Source organism: Lysinibacillus fusiformis (genome assembly GCF_003049525.1).
Classification (GTDB): Bacteria; Bacillota; Bacilli; order Bacillales_A; family Planococcaceae; genus Lysinibacillus; species Lysinibacillus fusiformis.
Genome location: NZ_PYWL01000002.1, coordinates 546,609 through 568,051 on the forward strand (window position 1 = coordinate 546,609; position 21,443 = coordinate 568,051).

A 21,443-nucleotide genomic window follows, 5' to 3' on the forward strand; every position below is an offset into this window, starting at 1 on the left:
GATAATTATGTTTAAAGGACAGTCTAGCTTACATACTAAGCTAACCAACGTTTGATAAAATGCATTACCAAGTAACTTCTTAGAAGAAACTTAGGTAATGCATTTCGTGAGTATGTCTATTTAGTAAACAATCGTATGTGGTTGTTAATATCTTTTTCTGAAAAGGACTGTTGTAAAATAGTATTTACCTCACTTCAAACCGTGGTTAGCTTTTTTTAACTGTAACAAGAAATCTTCTTTCGTGTTAGTACTTTGTACATCTTTCATATAGAACAAAATGGAGCTGCTATCGGCAGGTTCCCGCATGTCTTCGACGACCACATAGGTAATGGGAGCGCCACTTTGTTTTATTAAATTTTGCAGCTCAAAGAAACGGTCCAATTCATTTTTTAAAAGGTAGCCATTTCAATTGGAGTAGCAGTATATAAATAAAGAGCATGCTTTTTCGTTTCATCCGAAAAGAGTATGCCGATCTACTTATTAGTATAGTCTGGACCTTGAAACCCGAGGCCTTCAATAGCTGGAATCACTTTATCCAATTTGTGCAATGAAAGAGTCTACTCCTAAGACTGAGCAGTTAAGCAAATCAACAATGAAAACAGTAATATCAGAGAAACAGTATCCCTATTATATTTGTGAACAATTAGTAGAGTTTCAATACATGAAGGATTTATTCATAGTAAACTCGATGAAAGCTATGGAAGACAAAGACAAAGAAAAAGATATTTTAGAAACAGCAATCAAGATGGATAAGATTTTAGACAATATGGAATATATAAAAGTTCCTGATAAATACAAAGACATTCACAAAGACATACAAGTAGGGGTAACAGATGCAAGAAAAGCAACAAAGCTTATTAAAGACGCTAATAAAGAGGATAAACCGAATATGCAAGAAGCTGTACTAAAAAGTACTCCACATTTATCAGGTGTAGATAGGGAAAATTGGAAAAGTGCACTATATGAGTTAAGTAAGGAAAACAAAGATGCTTATGGTAAAGCACTTGATAAATTAATGAAAGAACATGCGGAATAATATAGTACCATACAACAATTATAAGGGAGAAATTATTCTGGGAGGTAATGGCCTTCCTAATCGTTATGGTTACAGTGAGGGCTATAAAATGGTAAAATCCTATCTTGATTTGCACCCAAATGTAACCCCAGAGGAATGGACAGCGCTAAGTGCAAAAGAAATTTTTGAAAAAGGAAACTATCTTGAAAACTATAAATAACAAATCAATGCATGAATTGACATATATTCTAGGGGTAAATATATGTTATTGATTAGTTAAAAATCATTGAGTTGCGTATGCAGCTCTTTTTTCAACAGGGTGCTTTAGTTCAATAACGATCTTCAACAAAAAAATGGTCAACCAGAAATATTTTCTGGCTGACCTTATAATACGATCGGGCGCGTTTATTTAGGAACGCGTTTTTTCCTTTTAAAGGGTCATATTGTTGAAGAAGACTCTTTAATGAAGAAGATGAAAATTTCCTCGAGCAGATCATTGACAATAAAGAAGGATGGTTTTTTTACTGACTTGGTTGAAAGGCTATCTGGAATACAGAGTTCACGGAATACGAGGAGGACTTGTAAAATGAAAAACAAACCCGGGATGGGATTCCCGGGTTTGTTTTTACTTATTGGCAACTATGACCAATTTACCTGTATCCAGTTCTTTTTCGAATTGAGCAGCTTCCGATTCACTTAATCCGACAGAAGCTAACTCATTGCGGAGTTCATCTCCACGGGAATTCACCAGATTCTTCATAAAAGTCAGGAACCCTTGCTCGCCAATGCCAGCTTCTTCTGTCCCGAGTGCTTCGTTAATATCATCTTCACGTTCTTCATAGTGCGCAAAGATGTAAATGTTATCTCGAAGATATCCTTGCGCTTCTAATTTCTCCACTTCTTGTTTCGCCTGTACTACGTTTTCTACTGTCAATTTGACTGTCATTATTTATCCCTCCTAAATATGTTCACATTCAATCTATTCCACTAAATTGAATGAATAAAACATTTTTTTAGTTTTTAATTATGTAGAGTGGCATTAATAACTAATGGAATACTAATGAACAACTAGAAAACAATGTAAGTTGTTATTCTATAATTGGGTACTATTCTATTTAGGGATTGTACCTTATTCAAGAATAGGGCGCAATTCTGCAACAAGAACTGTGCTTTTCTTCATACCGATTAGACTGTATATAAAAGATTCCGTGAACAAATATACTTAAGCTATAACAGCAGAGGAAAAGGATTTGAACGTCAATGGTAGCTTTTATTCATTTTCCATTATATGTATAATTAGGGTGTGTTATTTTTTTTATTATGTTAGGAGGGATACAAATGGGCATTTATCCTGATTGCCCTGTTATTGTTAAATCAATAGAAATTGGTGGACTAACAAAATGGCAGCTTATTCAAAAGTTACAAGAACATTCAATCTCGATGAATCATTATGGTGAGCAATTATTATCTGATGATCAATTTATTACTTCTGAAACAAAGTACAGCCTAAATACTGTTGAACTGGCTGTTAGGAATCTTGGTTTTCCTGATGGAGCTACTATGCCTCAGCTTATAAAACAAGCGAATAAACTTGGTTTGGAATTATGTCCACTTGAGGTTGGACCTTACGTAAGACTTGAATATTTAGACCAAGCTGAGGGAGATTTAGGGAATTCTCTACAACAACATCAAGCTCCTTCTGGATCCATCACAATAGCATCAGAGATAATACGTGATGATGATGATTTTCCTAAAGGATTTTACCTTAGAAAAATTGCCGGCGTACTATGGCTACGTGGTTATGTTGCTGACGACTTGCATATTTGGAATCCTGATGATCAATTTATCTTTAGGAAAACAGAGAAAATGTAAAGAAGGGGAAATAAGAATGATTGAATTACGAAAAATAACCGGTGAAAACATAGAAGAAGTCATAGCACTTGAGGTTGAAGAAAAACAGAAGGACTTTTTAGAAACTACGAATCTCAAAAGTTTTGCAGATGCTCATATGTTGAATACAGACGGGATACCAGCGACTCCCGTTGCCATTTATCTCGATGAAGTTGTGGTTGGGTTTATGATGTATATTTATGATACGTTAGATCATGAATCATTTGAAAATGAAGATTATTACGGAAAGAAGAGCTATTTTATATGGCATATGATGATTGACAAAAGGTATCAAAGGAAAGGATATGGCAAACTTGCCTTTGAAAAAATGTTGATGGAAATTGAACAGATGCCATATGGGGAAGCGAAGTATGTAACTCTCTTTTATCATACAAGCAATGCCAAAGCTAAAACATTATATGCTTCCTTTGGCTTTGTAGATACAGGCATCATTCAGGATCACTCGATGTTGGCGATAAAGCATTTAGAAAAGTAAATAACCTTAGCTTACTGAAAGTAATGAGGCTTCTCGACTCCTCACCAAATTTAATAGTTATACCCCAATCGGATGCTTTGAAATAAGAAAGCATCTTTTCTTTATGAAGCAGGCTAGATTGTGCAATAACACTTCTTGATAAAAAGGTTCGCTGACCAATTCACAAATTTATTAACAATATTTATAACTATTTCAGTCTAATTACCGATAGCATTTTAAGTGATTTTCCTTTATTGTTAATAGGTCGTAAAAGACACTATCAGGAATATCCTGCAAATATTGAAATGATAGGTGGAAAACAATGAATTATCAAGTTTTATTATATTACCATTACACAAAGATTGAAGATCCAGCTGTGTTTTCAGCAACGCACTTAGAAATGTGTAAAGAGATCGGTTTAAAAGGTCGTATTTTAGTAGCCAATGAAGGCATTAACGGTACTGTTTCAGGTACGATTGAGCAAACAGAGCAATACATGGCAAACATGCAAGCTGACCCATTATTTGAAGGTATTGTCTTCAAAATTGATGCGGCGGATGATCATGCCTTCAAAAAAATGCACGTACGCCCTCGACCTGAGTTAGTAAACTTAGGCTTAGAAGAAGACGTAAACCCGCATGAATTAACAGGTCGCTACCTGTCACCAGAACAATTCCTTGCAGAAATGCAGGATGAAAATACAGTCGTATTAGATGTGCGTAACACATATGAATTCGATGTCGGCCATTTTCGTGGTGCGATTCGACCAGATGTAAAAAACTTCCGGGATACACCGGAATGGGTACGTGAGAACCGCGAGTTATTCGAAGGGAAAAATGTGTTAACATATTGCACGGGTGGCATTCGTTGTGAGAAGTTTTCAGGTTGGATGAAACGTGAAGGCTTTGGTGATGTCGGTCAATTACATGGCGGTGTTGCAACATACGGAAAAGACCCTGTTGCGAAAGGCCAATTATGGGACGGACAAATGTATGTATTTGATGAGCGCTTAACGGTGCCCATCAATCAAGTAGAGCATGTGATTATCGGTCGGGATCATTATGACGGAGAGCCTTGTGAACGTTACATTAACTGTGCAAATCCTGAATGTAACAAACAAATTATCGCATCTGAAGAAAATGAAGCCAAGCATTTAGGTGGCTGTACAATTGAATGTACAAAGCATGAGCGCAACCGCTACATCGTGCGTCATAATTTAACAGAAGAACAAGTAGCCCAAACGATTGAGGCGTTACAAGTTTAAGTATGAACAGCTAGTTAAACATACAAAACAATATTAAATATCTTTCCCTCTACTACCTATATAGAGGTACTTAAAACACTCAGTGTAAGTGTTCGAACTATCCATTTCAAAATCGGACTAGTTTGCTCGCTTACATGGGGTGTTTTTTCTTTTGTAGGAAAAGAGTAAATGACTGTAGCTGTTTAGAGTAAATGATCACAGGGTATTCAAAAAATGTAACCGCATTTAATTAGTGCAAGCTCACAAAGTGTTTTTAAAATAATTAATATAGGAGATGATTGATAATGGCAAACCCACATCTAACCGACCCCACGTAAGAAATATCATACGGGAAAATTCCCAGATCAAGAACAGAACACTCCAGCGCTACAGAATGAAATGAGCCCCAAACCTGACTGTGGAGAAGAATCATATAAAGGATACAATCGTCTGGAAGGGCGCAATGCCTTAATTACCGGAGGCGATTCTGGGATTGGTCGTGCCGCTGCTATTGCCTACGCACGCGAAGGGGCGAATGTGGCCATTCAATTCTTCCCGGGCGAAGAGGAAGATGCCAACGAAGTCAAAACATTAATTGAAAAAGAAGGCAGAAAAGCACTACTGCTACCATATGATTTACGGGAAGATGGTACTGCGACAGAGATTGTTACAAAAACAGTGGAAGCCTTTGGTGGATTGGACCTGCTGGTATTAAATGCTGCGCAACAAATCGCACAGCCATCTCTAAGTGACCTAACAATCAACCAAGTGCAAGACACTTTCAAAGTAAACATCATCAGCATGTTCGAGACCGTCAAAGCTGCTGAAGAGCATCTGAAGCCAGGAAGTGCAATTATTACCACCACATCAGTTCAATCTTTCGATCCATCCTCATCTCTCATGGATTATGCCGCTACAAAAGGTGCGATAAGCAACTTTATGGTATCCCTGTCCTCGTACTTTGCTTCTAAAGGTGTCCGTGTCAATGGTGTCGCACCTGGCCCGATTTGGACGCCGCTTCAGTTGGATAACGGGAAATTAGAAGGAGAAATACCTGAGTTTGGTCAAAATACTCCTCTCGGCCGTGCGGGACAGCCAGTAGAGCTTGCACCCGTTTATGTTCTTCTGGCCTCGGATGAAGGAAGCTATATCACCGGTCAGATATATGGGGTGACAGGCGGCAAGCCAATAGATTTGTAAGCTTAGGTATGTGATAAATAGACTCCCTCGAAATCAGTGATGTTTCTTAGACTACTACTTTAATAGGGCAAGGGAACGGATATTAGTTAGTAAACAAATAGACCTAAGATATCCCAACTCGACAATGAATATTTGTATGGAATAATGTAGGAGGTAACAGTAGCTATCGTTATCAGGGAGGATAATAATAATCCTGCAAAATGAACTTTCTAAAGCTATTTAGAGTAGTACCATGAATTTAAACTTCGTCTCTTCTATAAGGCGGAGTTTTTATTTTTTTGAATGGATAATTTACTTATAATTGGAACTTATACTCATTTTGACCGTATTAGAGTAAACGGACTATGTCAGTTAGAAGAGCTACATATAAAAAAGGAGAAAATGATATGAATATTTATTTAGTACTATTACCAATGGTTAGTATGTTGATAGGTTTGTATTTAGTTTGTTTGGGACTCTGGGAATTAAGAGTTGGCATAGATAGGAAAAGATTTATAACCTTCTCATTTACAGGGCTATTTTTGATTTTTATATTACCGAATATGTTTAGTTTTTTAAATGTAATGGTTAATAACTTCTAATAAATATCTATTAGCGAATTGATTTATGGGGGCTTTACTTCCATATGGAGTAGAGTTTTTTCTACTAAAAGTAGCGGAGCAGGATAGTTGGACAAACCCAACGTTCAAAAGGCTTATTCTTTATATTTGAAAGGTTTCATTTAAATCATCGGGTTGCATTTTCTCATTCAATATCAGATGAAATTAAGGAATTAGAAGCCCAGTTACTTGAAATGCGGGCGAGATGTACTTTATTAACTGTGTCACCAGAGAATTTAGAGCAAAGAATAATATGTAGAAGAAATCCTCATGAATGGGAGGGGAAAACCTCAAAAGAAATGAAATTGGCATGTGAATTATTATTAGAACAACAACCAGCGTATAGGAGTCAAGCAGCAAATTCAATCATTCCTACAATTGAAATAAATACTGATAATAAAGATTGGGAATCCTACGCAAAACAAATTTACTTATTTAACGAATTGCTGCTTTAGTGCGGCAAGCATTTCAAGAACCTTCCCAAAAGAAGCTTAAGAACGTTTGTGCTTTGACTAAAAAATAAATTTGTTAAATGACACACTTATAGGGGCCGAAATATGGATAATATAATAAAAAAACTAGCTGAATTGGAAAATGAATTAAAAAAGCCATTTCCTACTAAGGATATTAATAAAATATGTGAGGATTATCGAACAGAATTTTTGAATTTACCTGATGTGGTAGATTTCTATGAAGATTTTCGTTACTACTGTGTGAACATATCAGGAACGTTAAGTTATGTTTTAGGCGATGTAATAAATCAAATTCCAGAGGGACAAATTGATATGCTATATAAGTCTTTTTTTGAATACTATAATCAATATGAATTTTTGGAAGGCCAAATAGCAAACTATCATCATTTTTTTCAAGAATATAAAACCCATGAACAAACGAGAAAATGGTTATTACAACTGTTGTCAAATAACCACTATCCATTTAAACGACAGAATCTATACACAAAAATAAATTTGAAATGAACTTGAAAATTTTTGTTATAGTTAGCCCATTCTGGATTATGTTTTCTGACGCAAGATCCACCGATATATGATAAACACCCTCATAGTTGTAATTATGAGGGTATTCGCTAATTATTTGACCAATGCTAGTAAAAACTGGTCTCGATCCGTTTCTTCCTGCATTTTACTATCTACTAACATCGCACCTGATTGAACTTTTGTCCTGTCATTGTCCACAAGGAATTGCATATTGACCTTTGTAACTTTATTATCAATGGAGCAATCTCCTTCGAACTCGACTACATCCTGTCTTTTCTGTGTTTCAAAATAAACCCAATACGGATTTTCGCAGGCAGCAGCAAAGCCATTTTCTAATGTTTTTGTACTATTTTCATAAGAATAGTTTTTTACATATGTAATATATTCATTGTCTGTAATATCCTTTTGTGGACCATAGAAGTACCAAAACACCCCTAAAATACCGATGGGTACAATCCACAATATATTCCTTTTACTTAATTTCCCCATACCTTTCCTCCCCCTTTATGAGAATATTTTAACATCTTCCTCCGCATTTTTGCTAGCTTACGATAATATTTTCTAAAGAGAGAGTTGTTTCTGTTGATTTCACATATTTTGAATTCATTCGTTAGATATGATAACGTTAGCTGGTAGAATGATATGCTACTACTAATGGTTGGATTGAGGAGGTTTTTTCATGCATAAAAGAAGACGTGGCTTTCTCGTATTTCTTGTGCTGATTTTAATGGGTTTGCTCTTTTTTATCGGTATGAAGATGAGACCAGCCACACAAACGACTAGAAATTCGGAGTCACCCCCAGTCCAAGAGCATAGCGATACTGCTACTGAGGGCGGCGATACCGGAAATCTTGACGTAGTCATTCAGGAAATTGTCAACCTAGCGGGAGAAGGGAAAGTACCTGATGTGCCATTTACCGCAGGGGAATCAGATAGTCGTACGGTTCATCAGCAATGGGGGGACCCTCAGCAAGTAATGGAGACCGCTAATGCACAATACGAAGATTTTCTTCAACAAGAGATAACGATTGGCTTTCAACGTACAAAAGCTTTCGATATCCGTTCGTTTAAAGCAAATATAAGGAATATTCATTTAGCAGATATTAAAAATAAGTTAGGCGAGCCGGATGAGGTCCGCTATTATCAGGATACAAAGACCGATCAAATTATTTTGGTGTATCAAGTGAACGCCAACTATCAACTAAAGTGGATTTTGCCAAAGCCGACTGACAATGAGGCCAATCCTGCTGTTCATCACATCTCTGTCTATACAGAAATAACGGATGAGATAGCAGAGACGATCAACCAGATGACATTGGATGAAAAGCTTGGTCAAATGATGTTTGCGGGTGTTTCAGGCACATCCCTTCAGCAAGAGACTAAAAGTTTGATTCGTGATTACAAGATTGGAGGATTGATTCTTTATGCCAATAATCTTGAAACACCACAGCAAACGGTCTCACTGATGAATGATTTGATGACAGCGAATGGGACTAATCGACTGCCACTATTCTTGGGAACTGACCAAGAAGGGGGGAAAGTAGTCAGATTACCGGGGCCGTTAAAAAATTTCCCGACGAACCAAAAGATTGGGCAAATCAATCAACCACAATTCTCCTATGAGATTGGAAAATTGTTAGGGGAACAATTAAAGGCATTTGGCTTCAACCTAGACTTTGCCCCTGTCATGGATGTGAACAGCAATCCGAACAATCCGATTATTGGGGATCGTTCGTTTTCTAATAAGCCTGATATCGTTAGTCAATTAGGTATTCAGACCATGCAAGGTTTAGAAAGTCAGCAGGTGATTCCGGTCATCAAGCATTTCCCTGGTCATGGTGATACATCAGTAGATTCTCACTTAGAGCTTCCTAAAGTGTCGAAAAGTCTTGACGATTTAAATAAGCTGGAGCTTATTCCATTTAAAGTGGCCATTGATAAGGGTGTTGATGTGGTGATGGTCGGCCATATTTTATTACCTAAAATCGATCAACAATTCCCTTCATCGATGTCGAAGGAAATTATTACTGGGCTATTAAGAAATCAGCTTGGCTTTGATGGGGTTGTAATGACCGACGATATGACGATGAAAGCCATTACGAATCATTTTAGTATCGGGCAAGCTACTGTAGATTCTGTGAAGGCGGGAAATGATATTATTTTAATTGCCCATGAATTCGCCAATGTCACAACGGCCATAGATGCATTGAAGGCAGCCGTAAAGAACGGAAAAATCTCAGAGCAGCAAATTAATGACAGTGTCCGTCGAATCATTCAGCTGAAAGAAAAATATCAGCTTGTGAATCATCCGGTATCAGCAGTGGATCTGAAGAAGCTCAATGCTCGTATGGACCAATTATTAAATACGTATATGAAATAAAAGAGAAAGGGATATACATATCGATATGTATGTCCTTTTTTGTGAATGATAGAGAAGGGTGAAGGCATGGATAAGGAATTCAAATTAGCTAGCCAATTATTAACTTTGCTAGATGCTGAGCAAAGATGGTTTACCTTAGCAGAGGTTGAACAAAGTTTACATATTTCTGATAAAACGATACGAAAGTTAGTGGAGGAGATTAGTTCGCAATTGCCATCAACGATGACCATTGAAGTGTCTAGAGGAAAGGGCATTTTTCTACAACGTGATGGGCGCAGTACAACGGTTAGTGAAGTGATTGCCAGCATGTTCAGGCAAACAACCTTTTATCAACTTATGGATGTATTGTTTACAAATGAGGATCACTGCTCAATGGAGGAGCTTGCGGAAGCCATGTTTATGAGCACTTCCTCTTTGAAGAAATTGATTATGCAATTAAATAATGATGATTTAAAGCCATATCAATTACGAATTTCATACTCGACGCCAGCAGTAAAGGGAAATGAATTGAATATCCGCTATTTTTATTGGAAATTTTATGGGGATGCTTACGAGTTTACGGGGTGGCCATTTACGAATAGTGACTTTGATGTTATTCATCAATTAATCACAACTATAGAGAATGAAAAAAATATTGTTTATTTCATCAATTCCAAAAGGAAATTATCCTTTTTAGTAGCAATTGTTCTGGAACGAATAAAAAAAGAGAACTACGTAAAAATGAATGACGGTCATTACCTGTGGGAAAAAGGTATTTTCTATGGGCCCGTAAAAAAACTTGCGAAGACACTGGAAGAAAGATTTTCAATGGAATTGCCAAATAATGAATTGTTTTTCCTGCAAGCGCTATTTAGTCTAAGCCAATATCATTATTATGAAGGGTCAGAGATGACACCACAGAAAGAAATCGAATTATACAAGAATAGAGAAGAAGATCAAATGGGCCAGCAGCTATTAGCTTTATTGGCAGAGGCTTACCCGAATTTAAATAGGAATGAGCGATTTATTTTGGAAGTATATGAGTTCCTTGACAAGCTTTTAATCGATAATGCCATTCCTGAATGGATGATGATTTCAAAAAGTAATTTAACCGCGTATGTTCACCATGAGTGTCAGCAAATTTATCAAGATATGGAGACGTGTCTGCACAAGTGGCAATTAATCTATCCTTCTGTTCGATATAATGACTATCATCTAACAAAATTAACATTACTTGTTCGTTCTGGCCTTAATTATAAAAGTAAAAGTGCTTTTTTGGTCATTGGTGAGGAGTTTTCAATCCGCCATTATATAGCGAATCTAATAAAAAATGAAATAGGGGATCAACTGATTATTAATACGTCCATTTTGAAAGGACTTACTGACGAAATGGTCCAGCAGCAACAGATTGATTTTGTTATTAGTAATTTCCCTGTTGACCTAAAGACTGTGCCAGTTGTCATTATTTCAACGATTCCTTCCAAAAGAGATTTAGATAACATACGGAAAGAATTACTTCAGTAATTTGGTCAAATATTTTCCGTACACAACGTAATAATCTGGTCTAGTTGATCATCGTAAAAAAATCTTATACTCATAGTAGTTTCTGGACGGATTCCTTTTAAGAGGAGTCGGTTTGGAAATAGCTATGGGTATTTTTTGATGGTAAATGAAAACGGTTACCTAATGGATTGTAGATAAATTTTATGACTTGGAGGAATAGAAATGAGTAGGCATTTAAGTGCAAAAAAGGGAGAAATAGCTGAAAGGGTATTACTTCCTGGTGATCCTTTACGTGCAAGGTTTGTAGCGGAACATTTTTTAGAAAATGCATTTTGCTATAACGAAGTAAGAGGGATGTATGGCTACACGGGGATGTACAAAGGTGTGCCGATATCTGTTCAAGGGACAGGGATGGGCAATCCGTCGATGAGTATTTATGGTACTGAACTGGTAAACGATTATGGCGTGAAGCAAATGATTCGTATCGGCACATGTGGTGCGATGCAAAAGGAAATTAATATCCGTGATATCATCCTCGCCCAAGCAGTATCCTCAGACAGTAATTTGACGGAGAAAATTTTCTTAGGCAATAATTATGCGCCTACAGCAGATTTTTCTTTATTAATGAAGGCGTATCAGCAGGCACAAGGTAAAAAAGGAAATGTCTTTGTAGGCAATATATATAACTCGGATGAATTTTATCGTGAAACATTAGACAGGCTTCACAAGTTTATGGAATTCGGTGTGCTAGGGGTAGAAATGGAGAGCACAGCGCTCTATACGCTAGCTGCTAAATATGGGGTAAAGGCATTATCCATTTTGACGGTAGGGAGTCAATTACTCACAAATGAATGCTTAACACATGAGGAAAGCGAAAAGTCCTTTTATGAAATGGTGGACGTTGCTTTGACTACCATTATCGATGAATAGTGCCGTGTAAATGGGTAGAAGGACAGCAAGAAAGTGATGAATGTCATTTTGTCTGGATAGCAGTGGAGGGTATTGAAAATGGTAGCTCCATTGCTATGGTAGATTTAGCTAATTTAACGCCCGAAAAACGTCTAGGCTGATCCAGTGGACAAGCTAGGATTCGTTAAATGTTGATGGTACACGTGGAAAGTTACGGAGGGGAATAGATGCATTATTTAATTTCTATAGTAGGTTTACTGTTAGTTTTATTTTTAGCATGGGTTGCGAGTAATAATAAGAAAAAGATTAAGTATCGTCCAATCATTGTGATGATTGTCATCCAGCTTATACTAGGATTTCTTCTGATTAAAACAAGTATCGGAGAATTATTAATTAAAGGATTTGCTGATAGTTTTGCCAAATTACTAGAGTATGCAAACGAAGGGACCAATTTTGTATTCGGTGGGATAGCTAATGAAGGAGCGCATACTTTTTTCCTGTATGTGTTAATGCCCATTGTTTTTATGTCCGCAATAATCGGAATATTGCAACATTATAAAATCCTTCCGTTTATTATCAAGTATATTGGTCTATTACTAAGTAAAATCAATGGAATGGGAAAACTAGAATCTTATAATGCGGTCGCTGCAGCTATAGTAGGACAAAATGAAGTATTCATCTCGGTGAAAAACCAAATTGGATTTTTACCGAAGCACCGTCTCTATACATTATGTGCTTCTGCGATGTCAACTGTATCGATGTCAATTGTTGGTTCCTATATGACGATGCTAGAGCCCAAGTATGTAGTCGCCGCCTTATTATTAAACTTATTCGGTGGTTTTATTGTCGCCTCTATCATTAACCCGTATGAAGTGAAGGCGGAGGAAGATATAATCGAAGTGCAAGAAGGCGAAAAGCAAACATTTTTTGAAATGCTAGGCGAATACATTATGGATGGTTTTAAAGTAGCCATTATAGTTGGCGTTATGTTAGTAGGCTTCGTTGGGTTAATTGCCCTTATTAATGGTCTGTTTAATGGCATATTCGGCATCTCGTTCCAAGGTATCTTAGGGTATGTTTTTGCGCCAATTGCCTTTCTTATGGGTGTACCTTGGCATGAAGCGGTTAATGCGGGTAGTATTATGGCGACAAAGCTTGTGGCCAATGAATTTGTTGCTATGCTGGACTTCGTTAAAATCCAAGATAGCTTTAGTGAACGTACGGCAGCCATTGTATCTGTATTCCTTATATCCTTTGCAAACTTTGGCTCCATTGGGACTATCGTAGGTGCCGTAAAAGGGCTACATGAAAAGCAAGGCAATGTGGTTGCGCGCTTTGGATTAAAATTGCTCTATGGCGCTTCACTAGTCAGTGTTTTATCGGCAATCATTATCGGTATTGTATTTTGATCGATTAACTATAAAAATAATGAAGGCTTTAAGACGAGACACACCTTGATAGTTTACCTATTAAGGTGTTTTTATGATGGCGGTGTACGATTGAACATAGAAGTATTTAATACTTAATGAATATGTAAGGAATGAGAAAGAAAAAAGTGATGATTGACAGCTACAATGAAAATAGATTGAAAGATTGGTGAGAAGATAAGGAGGCTATAGGAAATGGGCATGATGATAGGGATTATTACAGGTGCAATAATAGGGGTTGTTTTATTATGCATCAGCTTCATATTATTTTGGATAGGGAAGAGAAAGCAAGAAGAAAACCGATATGCAATATGGGTGATGGTTGCAGGTTTATTAGCGTTAATTACTTCTGGGAGCAATGCTTTAAACTATTTCTTATGAGGAAGTGGGACCAAAAGGGCGGTATCTATGTATCGCCCTTTGATGTGTACCACCTAAAATGCCCTAATTATTGAGGGAATTTAAAATGTACCTTATGTTCTTTTTCATCCCAAATAAGATGCGCATTGAAGGTTTTTTGTCCCTTTTTAAACCCTTTGATCATGTCTGTTTCACCAGTGGCAAGTAGCTTTCTTACATTTGTCTGTGAAATGGTTTTACTGAGAATTTTCTTTGAAACTGAGATTTTACAGTTGGCAGTTTTATAGTTTGAACAGCCGTAAAAAGTACCATGATCTAGGATAGAGCCATCGCAAAGAATACACTTTCCGACAACAGTTTTTTCTTTTTTATATTTCTTTTGATAAGGATTATTGGCACTGATTTTGTTGACTTCCTTTTGATCGAATGCCCATACTTTTTCACGTTCATGCGCATCTGTAATCAATTTATAGGTGAGCTTTTTTACTTGCTCCATAAATGCTTGAGGAGAAGCATGTCCTTCACCAATTTCAGATAGTCGCTGCTCCCATTTTGCGGTCATCGAGGGTGATGTCAGTAGGCTGTTTTCACCTAATGCTTCAATTAATAACATACCTTTAGATGTAGCAAATACTTGATTTTTCTTTATTTCAATATAGTTTCTGTCTTTGAGTGTACCAATAATGCCGGCTCGTGTTGCTTCAGTTCCTAATCCTTCCGTTTTAGATAAAACCTTTTCTAACTCAGCATCATCTAGGTGTTTACCGGCTGTTTTCATTAATGTAATTAAATGACCTTCTGTATATCTATTAGGTGGCTGTGTTGCCCCTTTTTTAACGGTAGCTTGAGCCACAGTCCCGAGCTCATTTTCATGAAGAAGCGGAAGCATTTCTTCTTCCTCTTGAGATGCATTTTCTTTAGATAGATAAATGACTTTACGCCAACCCTCCTCGATTTGCTCCTTCCCCTTCGAAATGAACTCAGCTCGTTTATCGACAAGCGAATGAATGGTTGTGTAAGCAAAAATGGCATGGTTATAATGTGCTGCAATGACTTGTCTCGCTACTAAATCGTAAATTTTCTCTTCTTCCATGCTTAGCTTAGCCAGGTTAGGTACTTGATCTGTCACAATGATTGCATGGTGGTCCGTAACCTTCTTCTCGTTAACATATCTTTTGTTATGCATAATTGAGTTTGTTGGGGGAGGAAGAAGGTTTTTATATTTATCTATTTTGCTAAAATTGTTTAATATAGTTGGTAGTGTTTTGGCTTCTTCACTTGTTAAAAATTGCGAATCTGATCTTGGGTATGAAACTAAACCTTTTACATAAAGCTTTTGTAAAATATCAAGAGTTTTTTGTGGCGAAAACTTATAAGACTTATTTGCTGTAGCCTGTAACGCGGACAAATTAAATAACAGAGGCGGTGCGTATTCCTTCGTCTCTTTATTTATTTTCGTTATTTCTACATTTTTATGTAGACAGAAATTAGCAATGGCTATCGCTTGTTTTTCCTCCGATACTCTTGACATATTATTTTTATGCCATTTTGCTTTTAGCATTTTACCTGCGAAATGAAAGACTGCTTCGACTTCCCAAAAAGGTTCTGATTTGAAATTCGCGATTTCATGTTCCCTATGAACAATTAACGCAAGGGTTGGGGTCTGAACTCTGCCAATGGAAAAGACATCTTTGACACCGTTTTTCTTAAGTAGGACCGTATATAATCTCGACGTATTCATGCCAATTAACCAATCTGCGCAGGAACGACTTAATGCTTCGTAATAAATATCCTTCGTTTTCGCTTCGGGCAGTAAATTTGAGAAGCCATTTTTGACCGAGTTTTCCGTTAAGGACGATATCCATAATCGTTTCATCGGTTTGTTTACACCACATACCCTTAAAATGGTACGAATGATTAATTCTCCTTCACGCCCGGCGTCTCCACCGATTATAATTTCTTGAATGTCTGGTCTTTTAACTAGATTTTTTATGATAGTAAATTGTTTATACTTAGATTTAGAAACTTTATATTCAAATCGATCGGGAATAATGGGTAATGTTTCTAATTTCCACTTTTTCCATGTTGGATCATATTCTTCTGGTGTTTTTAATTCACATAAATGCCCAATTGCCCAAGTAATAATGGCTCCATTGGGAAAATATGAGTTGGCTTTGACTTCAAAGTATCCTGTCTTTTTAGTAAAAGAAAAGGGAGCAGCTAACTTGGCAGCCTGATCTGGTTTTTCTGCAATTACTATTTTCATCTATCATTCTCCTGTAACTAATCATTCCAACTCTTGTCATATCATTATAAATTAATATTCAGTATAACGGTTATACCAAACATTTTGTCGATCTATTTGATATTTATTATGAAATCCTTCCTGAGATGGTGATGAAATCTGTTATGAAAATTTAAGGAGAGGGGGATTTATTTTCCCTTCTTTTTTCGTTTTGGACTGTCACCAATAATTCATACCAGTAAAAAAATGGCCTATTGCACGAATTTTAAAAGATGAATCGTATTATGAAAAGAAGGAGGCTCGATAGGAAATATGAAAAAGTTTGCTGGCTTATGTGTTCAAGAGATTGTTCAAACATATAGTGACACCTTAATCCGTATTGCTGTGCATCAGACAAAAAATATGTCTGAGGCGGAGGATATTGTCCAAGAGGTTTATATGACTCTTATGAAACAGAAAAAGCCCTTCGATCATGAAGATCATTTAAAGGCTTGGCTCATCAAAGTAACTTTCAATAAATGTAAGGATTACTTTAAGTCTGCCCTTGTGAAGAAGACGGTACCAATTACCGAAGAAATGTCCTTTATCGCCAAAGAGGAGCAAATGGTGCTTACGGAAATTTTTGAGCTGAATCCAAAAGAGAGAGTCATTGTTTATTTACATTATTATGAAGGCTATACAACTGCAGAAATCGCCAATCTATTAGGAATGAACGTCAACACGATCGGCTCAAAGCTAAGACGGGCACGAATGAAATTGAAAATCATATTAGAAGAAGGGAGTACGGTCTGATGAATGCTTATAAAAACGTGATGAAGCAGATTCATGCTTCCGAAGAATTTAAGATAAAGATGGAAAACGAGATGATGGAATTTCAACAAAAAGAAAAGAGGGTCTTTATGAAAAAAGTACGAATAAGTGTGGGAAGTTTAGTTGCCTGTGCAGTAATAGCGGTAGTCGCTTCTTTAGTCAATGTAAACAATGACACAACAATCGATTTAACAGATAGAATTATGGTGGATCATTCAGCTCCTGCGGCAAGTGCAGTAGTCAATATCGAAGGAGTGATCACAGAAGTTGGAGAAGATGGACTGAGCTTTACGTTGGATAACGGCATGAAAGTAGTCGTTACAGATGAGACGAAATTGGGGATAGATGGTCCAACCGCACCCCCTAAGGAAGAACAATTTTTTGAGCCGACATTTAGAGTAGGTAATCTAATAGGCGGTTTCACGGAAGATAAGACTACAGAGCCAGTAACGGCGGCTGTCATTTATACGAACTGGAATTTTGAGAAACCTATCCGCTGAGGTACAGCCAAAATAACCCCTTATGACAGCATTTACGTACTTCCACAACCCGTATTTTGCTGAAAGATGGAGCAACAGTGACCATCAAGCATTATTTGAACAGGTATGGTCCGTTGTTTGTAAATCTCCATCCAATGCATAAGACATGTACAGGCAAAAAAATACGTAGTGAACCAATAAAGCTGGCATATAGGAAATGTCAGCTTTTAAGATTGCTGAAAGGGGTTATCCAAGTAGGGTCCTTTAATGGTAATACGCATTAACTGAGTCGCCATAAATTTTGGCGTATAGGGCATATCATTTTCTAACCACCAGACGATCACCTCAAGAAAGGCAGCGGCATAAAAACGGATAGCCATCTCACGCGGTACGGTTAATTTTTGATCATCAGGCTCCATCAATTGAATACCACTTGATACAAAATCGATAATTATCTTTTTTAAGCCTGCAGAAAAATAAGGGATATCTTTTTCTGTGAGGTAGACTTTGTAAAGCTTACTATTCAGCGCAATTTGTTCAAACAAATGCATAAATGTCTCATGAGGCTGATCATAATGAGGCAATAAATCAAAATCTCTCTTCTCTTCAAACGTTGGGTGAATACTTCCTACTAATTCATGTAAGATTTCCTCAGAGCTCTGGTACAGTAAATCTAATTTGTCACGGTAATGTAAATAGAAAGTGGCACGGTTCAAGGTTGCCCGTTGAGTAATATCTTGCACAGTAATCTTCTCATAGCCTTGTTCATCTATTAACTCCACTAATGCATCTCTTAATAGTTGGCGCGTTCTTATGACACGAGGGTCCATCTTTTTCGACATTTTTAAGCTCCTTGTATTAAATTTATCGTTTACACAACATAGTAGCCTTACATGTTGTCAATACATCAATTCATGCTCTTATGTTGTTTGCCCTTTTTGAACAGACAGTTATAATTATATTAACGACACGGTGTCGATAATACAACTAGTTGTTAATGTTTTCACGAATTATTCATTTATTTGATTCAGCAATTTTATATCAAACATACGGAAATGTCCCTTTTCTATGGGGGAGGATGTATGCTTGTGATGCTCTTTTTAGAGGGTGTTCAAACATCTGCTGAAGCAAAATGAAGCCTCTAGCTTCTGTAGCGGATTGAAAACATCTGGTGACATTTGCTCGGAGGAAATGGATTGATAATAGAAAGGGAGTTTTATAGATGGGACGTTTAAATGGGAAAGTAGCGATTATTACGGGAGCAGCGATGGGCATGGGAGCTTCTGAGGCAAAGCTATTTGCACAAGAAGGGGCAAAGGTGATTGCAACAGATGTGCAAATCGAGCCATTGAATAACTTAGTGAAAGAAATTAAAGAAAATGGTGGAGATATTATTGGTCTTTCACATAATGTAACGTCTGAGGACGAGTGGAAAGCCGTAATTGCAGAGGCAGTGAAGGCATATGGTAAAGTCGATGTACTAGTCAACAATGCAGGAATTTCATCACCAAAAACGATTGCCAACATGGAAATGGACGAATGGAATAAAGTGATGGATATTAACTTAAATGGCTGTATCATTGGTATGAAATATGTGATTCCAGAAATGCAAAAGGCTGGTGGCGGATCTATTGTCAATATTTCTTCCATTGGTGGAATCGTGGGAATGGCAGGGACAAGTCCTTATACAGCAGCAAAAGGAGCACTTCGGGTGTTATCTAAATCGGCTGCGGTAGAGTATGGGAAAGATCATATTCGTGTAAATTCTGTTCACCCAGGCATCATCGTTACGCCTATGACAGCGCCAACGATGGAAGAAGGGGGCGCTTTACCTTTCTACAAAACCTATACACAGCTACCGTACTTTGGTTCACCAGAGGACGTAGCCTATGGAGTAGTCTTCCTTGCCTCTGACGAATCACGCTTTATGACAGGCGCAGAATTAGTCATTGACGGCGGCTGGACGGCAATTTAAACGAAAATAGCTTGGAAAAACTAGGTTTCACTAATTACATGTGATCCTAGTTTTTTTGCATGTGAGGGAGAGATGGATAAAGTCATCCACAGTTCAAGCATACTCGTCATGAAGTTTTACATACTGGCAAAAAAGTGATGTAGCTATTTTCTAGAAAAAAACCTGTCCAGAAGCATTCGTCCTCCTACTCAAAACCCTCCTTTCGCCTGCAAATTAGCACAAACACCGAGGATGTTTGTGCATATCATAGTGGGGAGTAAGCGTTTTCCTCTTTATATAGAAGAAAGTCAAAACGGAAAATTTCACGAATCTGTGAATATCACGAAAAAAAATTCATAAAAACCTTAACTATTTCATACGAAATCCGTATAATAAATCAAACAGTACGAAAATTGTCCATATTTCTCAGTAAATTGCGCGAATTTTTTAAATTGTATTGACGTAGGAATCGATAATTTGTACACTGTGTACAGTCAATTGTTTTTTGGAGGAATACAATTAATTTGAAAAAGTTAGGATTTGATAGATATGATCGTGTGTAAATTTGGTGGAACATCTGTAGCAAACGCAGAACAAATTCAAAAAGTAGCAAATATTGTGAAATCTAATCCGGCACGTAAAATCGTTGCCGTTTCAGCACCAGGTAAACGATCTGGTGACGATATAAAAGTAACCGATCTATTAATACAATTAGCAACTGCCGCGTTACAACATGAAGATACCGAAGACAAATTGCATATTGTAGTCGATCGTTTTCGAGCAATTGCAGATGGTTTAGGGTTAGATGATGCCATTTGTGACGTGATTGCGGAAGATTTACGTGAACGTGTACAAGGTGACAAAACAAACGTGGAATTATTCATTGATAGCATTAAAGCAGCAGGTGAAGATAATAACGCCAAGCTTATTGCCGCTTATTTTAATGCAATTGGAATGCCCGCACGCTATGTAAGTCCTAAGGATGGATTAGTGGTCAATGATTTACCTGAACGAACATTTGCTTTACCCGAAGCGTATGCTAATTTAGCCCCTTTAAAACACACAAAAGAAATTATTGTGTTCCCAGGGTTCTTCGGTTACACTAAAGCGGGCGTATTGCGGACATTTGACCGCGGAGGCTCTGATATTACTGGCTCCATTTTAGCAGCAGCTGTTGAAGCGGAGTTATATGAAAACTTTACGGATGTGGATTGTGTGTTCTCCGCGAATCCGAAGGTTGTCAATGATCCAGTGGAAATTAAAGAAATTACGTATCGCGAAATGCGCGAATTATCATATGCAGGCTTTTCAGTGTTCCATGATGAAGCATTAATGCCTGTCTACAAGATTGGGGTGCCCGTTAACATAAAAAATACAAATAATCCATCAGCCCCAGGTACTCGTATCGTACCAAGTCGTCCTGCAACAGGTCGTCCCGTTACAGGTATCTCGGCAGACAGTGGTTTTTCAACTTTATATGTCTCTAAATATTTGATGAATCGTGAAGTAGGCTTTGGACGAAAGCTACTACAAATTTTAGAAGATGAAAATATTTCTTATGAACACACACCTTCTGGCTTAGACGATATTTCAGTCATTATGCGTTCGAATCAGATATCACCTGATAATGAAGAGCGTATTATTAGTCGAGTGAAAGAAGAGCTACATGCTGAATATGTAGAAATGCGTCATGGTTTTTCGATGATCGTGATTGTTGGTGAAGGTATGCGCCATAACACAGGTCTAGCTGCGCGTGCTGCTACAGCGATTTCAAGAACCGGCGCAAACATTGAAATGATCAATCAAGGCTCTTCTGAAGTAAGTCTCGTTTTTGGAGTACTTCAGGAATTTGAAAACCGCATTTTACAGGCGTTATATGAAGAATTTTTTGCCCATGCGAAAGCTTAATGACACAATTATCACTAATCCAAGGGTTCCATACTTGGATTAGTGTTTTCTTTTTGCTAAGAATACGGTAAA

The 21,443-nt window shown here is 37.3% G+C and carries 20 protein-coding genes and 2 pseudogenes; 18 read left to right on the top strand and 4 right to left on the bottom strand.

What is annotated here, in order from left to right; translation table 11 throughout:
• The first annotated feature begins 547 nt into the window (after nt 1–547).
• Nucleotides 548–1,036, top strand: coding sequence for a hypothetical protein (locus C9J29_RS07575; RefSeq protein ID WP_107921882.1), 489 nt, complete (start codon nt 548–550; stop codon nt 1,034–1,036).
• 28 nt (nt 1,037–1,064) lie between these two features.
• Nucleotides 1,065–1,235, top strand: a pseudogene (locus C9J29_RS07580) (DUF2268 domain-containing putative Zn-dependent protease); the annotation flags it as partial.
• 405 nt (nt 1,236–1,640) lie between these two features.
• Here C9J29_RS07580 and C9J29_RS07585 read toward each other — a convergent pair.
• On the bottom strand, nt 1,641–1,961 hold the full coding sequence (locus C9J29_RS07585; protein ID WP_089984804.1) for a YflT domain-containing protein: 321 nt from the start codon (nt 1,959–1,961) through the stop codon (nt 1,641–1,643).
• 392 nt (nt 1,962–2,353) lie between these two features.
• Here C9J29_RS07585 and C9J29_RS07590 point away from each other — a divergent pair, with 392 nt between their 5' ends.
• The 5 genes from C9J29_RS07590 to C9J29_RS07615 all read left to right on the top strand — a co-directional run bounded on the left by C9J29_RS07590 (nt 2,354) and on the right by C9J29_RS07615 (nt 7,399).
• A complete protein-coding gene (locus tag C9J29_RS07590) occupies nt 2,354–2,887 on the top strand; it encodes a helicase (RefSeq protein ID WP_090003164.1) in 534 nt (177 codons plus the stop codon).
• Between the two features lie 16 nt (nt 2,888–2,903).
• The gene (locus tag C9J29_RS07595; RefSeq protein WP_139150586.1) at nt 2,904–3,401 is read left to right on the top strand and encodes a GNAT family N-acetyltransferase; all 498 of its coding nucleotides are present in this window, start codon (nt 2,904–2,906) and stop codon (nt 3,399–3,401) included.
• Between the two features lie 301 nt (nt 3,402–3,702).
• A complete protein-coding gene (trhO, locus tag C9J29_RS07600; protein WP_008175955.1) occupies nt 3,703–4,644 on the top strand; it encodes an oxygen-dependent tRNA uridine(34) hydroxylase TrhO in 942 nt (313 codons plus the stop codon).
• 378 nt (nt 4,645–5,022) lie between these two features.
• Nucleotides 5,023–5,823 (top strand): SDR family oxidoreductase, encoded by an 801-nt coding sequence (locus C9J29_RS07605; protein ID WP_107921884.1) that lies wholly within the window; start codon nt 5,023–5,025, stop codon nt 5,821–5,823.
• A 1,156-nt stretch (nt 5,824–6,979) separates the two neighbouring features.
• Nucleotides 6,980–7,399, top strand: coding sequence for a YxiJ family protein (locus tag C9J29_RS07615; protein ID WP_089984797.1), 420 nt, complete (start codon nt 6,980–6,982; stop codon nt 7,397–7,399).
• Nucleotides 7,400–7,510: 111 nt separating this feature from the next.
• On the opposite strand, the gene C9J29_RS07620 is transcribed toward C9J29_RS07615, so the two are convergent.
• Nucleotides 7,511–7,906, bottom strand: coding sequence for a hypothetical protein (locus C9J29_RS07620; protein WP_008175965.1), 396 nt, complete (start codon nt 7,904–7,906; stop codon nt 7,511–7,513).
• A 190-nt stretch (nt 7,907–8,096) separates the two neighbouring features.
• Between C9J29_RS07620 and nagZ the strand changes: the two genes are divergently transcribed.
• The 6 genes from nagZ (at nt 8,097) to C9J29_RS07645 (ending at nt 13,996) form a co-directional block, all read left to right on the top strand.
• On the top strand, nt 8,097–9,797 hold the full coding sequence (gene nagZ, locus C9J29_RS07625; RefSeq protein WP_107921885.1) for a beta-N-acetylhexosaminidase: 1,701 nt from the start codon (nt 8,097–8,099) through the stop codon (nt 9,795–9,797).
• 66 nt (nt 9,798–9,863) lie between these two features.
• Nucleotides 9,864–11,300, top strand: coding sequence for an AcpB/EbpR/MafR family transcriptional regulator (locus C9J29_RS07630; RefSeq protein WP_237068771.1), 1,437 nt, complete (start codon nt 9,864–9,866; stop codon nt 11,298–11,300).
• A 201-nt stretch (nt 11,301–11,501) separates the two neighbouring features.
• Nucleotides 11,502–12,209, top strand: coding sequence for a purine-nucleoside phosphorylase (deoD, locus tag C9J29_RS07635; RefSeq protein WP_008175971.1), 708 nt, complete (start codon nt 11,502–11,504; stop codon nt 12,207–12,209).
• Nucleotides 12,209–12,349: a hypothetical protein gene (locus C9J29_RS24255; RefSeq protein WP_164908691.1), complete on the top strand. Its 141-nt coding sequence runs from the start codon at nt 12,209–12,211 to the stop codon at nt 12,347–12,349. The genes deoD and C9J29_RS24255 overlap by 1 nt, the downstream gene beginning before the upstream one ends.
• A gap of 66 nt (nt 12,350–12,415) precedes the next feature.
• Nucleotides 12,416–13,597, top strand: a complete 1,182-nt coding sequence (locus C9J29_RS07640; protein ID WP_107921887.1) for a NupC/NupG family nucleoside CNT transporter — start codon at nt 12,416–12,418, stop codon at nt 13,595–13,597.
• Nucleotides 13,598–13,810: 213 nt separating this feature from the next.
• The gene (locus C9J29_RS07645) at nt 13,811–13,996 is read left to right on the top strand and encodes a hypothetical protein (RefSeq protein ID WP_008175977.1); all 186 of its coding nucleotides are present in this window, start codon (nt 13,811–13,813) and stop codon (nt 13,994–13,996) included.
• 67 nt (nt 13,997–14,063) lie between these two features.
• Here C9J29_RS07645 and C9J29_RS07650 read toward each other — a convergent pair whose 3' ends face one another.
• Nucleotides 14,064–16,241 (bottom strand): DNA topoisomerase III, encoded by a 2,178-nt coding sequence (locus C9J29_RS07650; RefSeq protein WP_107921888.1) that lies wholly within the window; start codon nt 16,239–16,241, stop codon nt 14,064–14,066.
• A gap of 291 nt (nt 16,242–16,532) precedes the next feature.
• Here C9J29_RS07650 and C9J29_RS07655 point away from each other — a divergent pair, with 291 nt between their 5' ends.
• From C9J29_RS07655 to C9J29_RS24585, 3 genes and pseudogenes are all read left to right on the top strand, one after another.
• Entirely contained in the window at nt 16,533–17,012 is a 480-nt protein-coding gene (locus tag C9J29_RS07655) for an RNA polymerase sigma factor (RefSeq protein WP_107921889.1), read from the top strand.
• A 107-nt stretch (nt 17,013–17,119) separates the two neighbouring features.
• Nucleotides 17,120–17,530: a YbhB/YbcL family Raf kinase inhibitor-like protein gene (locus C9J29_RS07660; RefSeq protein WP_237068772.1), complete on the top strand. Its 411-nt coding sequence runs from the start codon at nt 17,120–17,122 to the stop codon at nt 17,528–17,530.
• Between the two features lie 19 nt (nt 17,531–17,549).
• Nucleotides 17,550–17,672: pseudogene (locus C9J29_RS24585) on the top strand (hypothetical protein); the annotation flags it as partial.
• 64 nt (nt 17,673–17,736) lie between these two features.
• Here C9J29_RS24585 and C9J29_RS07665 read toward each other — a convergent pair.
• Complete coding sequence (locus C9J29_RS07665) at nt 17,737–18,351, bottom strand: TetR/AcrR family transcriptional regulator (protein ID WP_008175985.1); 615 nt, start codon at nt 18,349–18,351, stop codon at nt 17,737–17,739.
• Between the two features lie 380 nt (nt 18,352–18,731).
• Here C9J29_RS07665 and C9J29_RS07670 point away from each other — a divergent pair, with 380 nt between their 5' ends.
• Nucleotides 18,732–19,484, top strand: a complete 753-nt coding sequence (locus tag C9J29_RS07670) for an SDR family NAD(P)-dependent oxidoreductase (protein WP_008175990.1) — start codon at nt 18,732–18,734, stop codon at nt 19,482–19,484.
• Nucleotides 19,485–20,012: 528 nt separating this feature from the next.
• Nucleotides 20,013–21,371, top strand: a complete 1,359-nt coding sequence (locus tag C9J29_RS07675; RefSeq protein ID WP_089984789.1) for an aspartate kinase — start codon at nt 20,013–20,015, stop codon at nt 21,369–21,371.
• Nucleotides 21,372–21,443 lie beyond the last annotated feature (72 nt).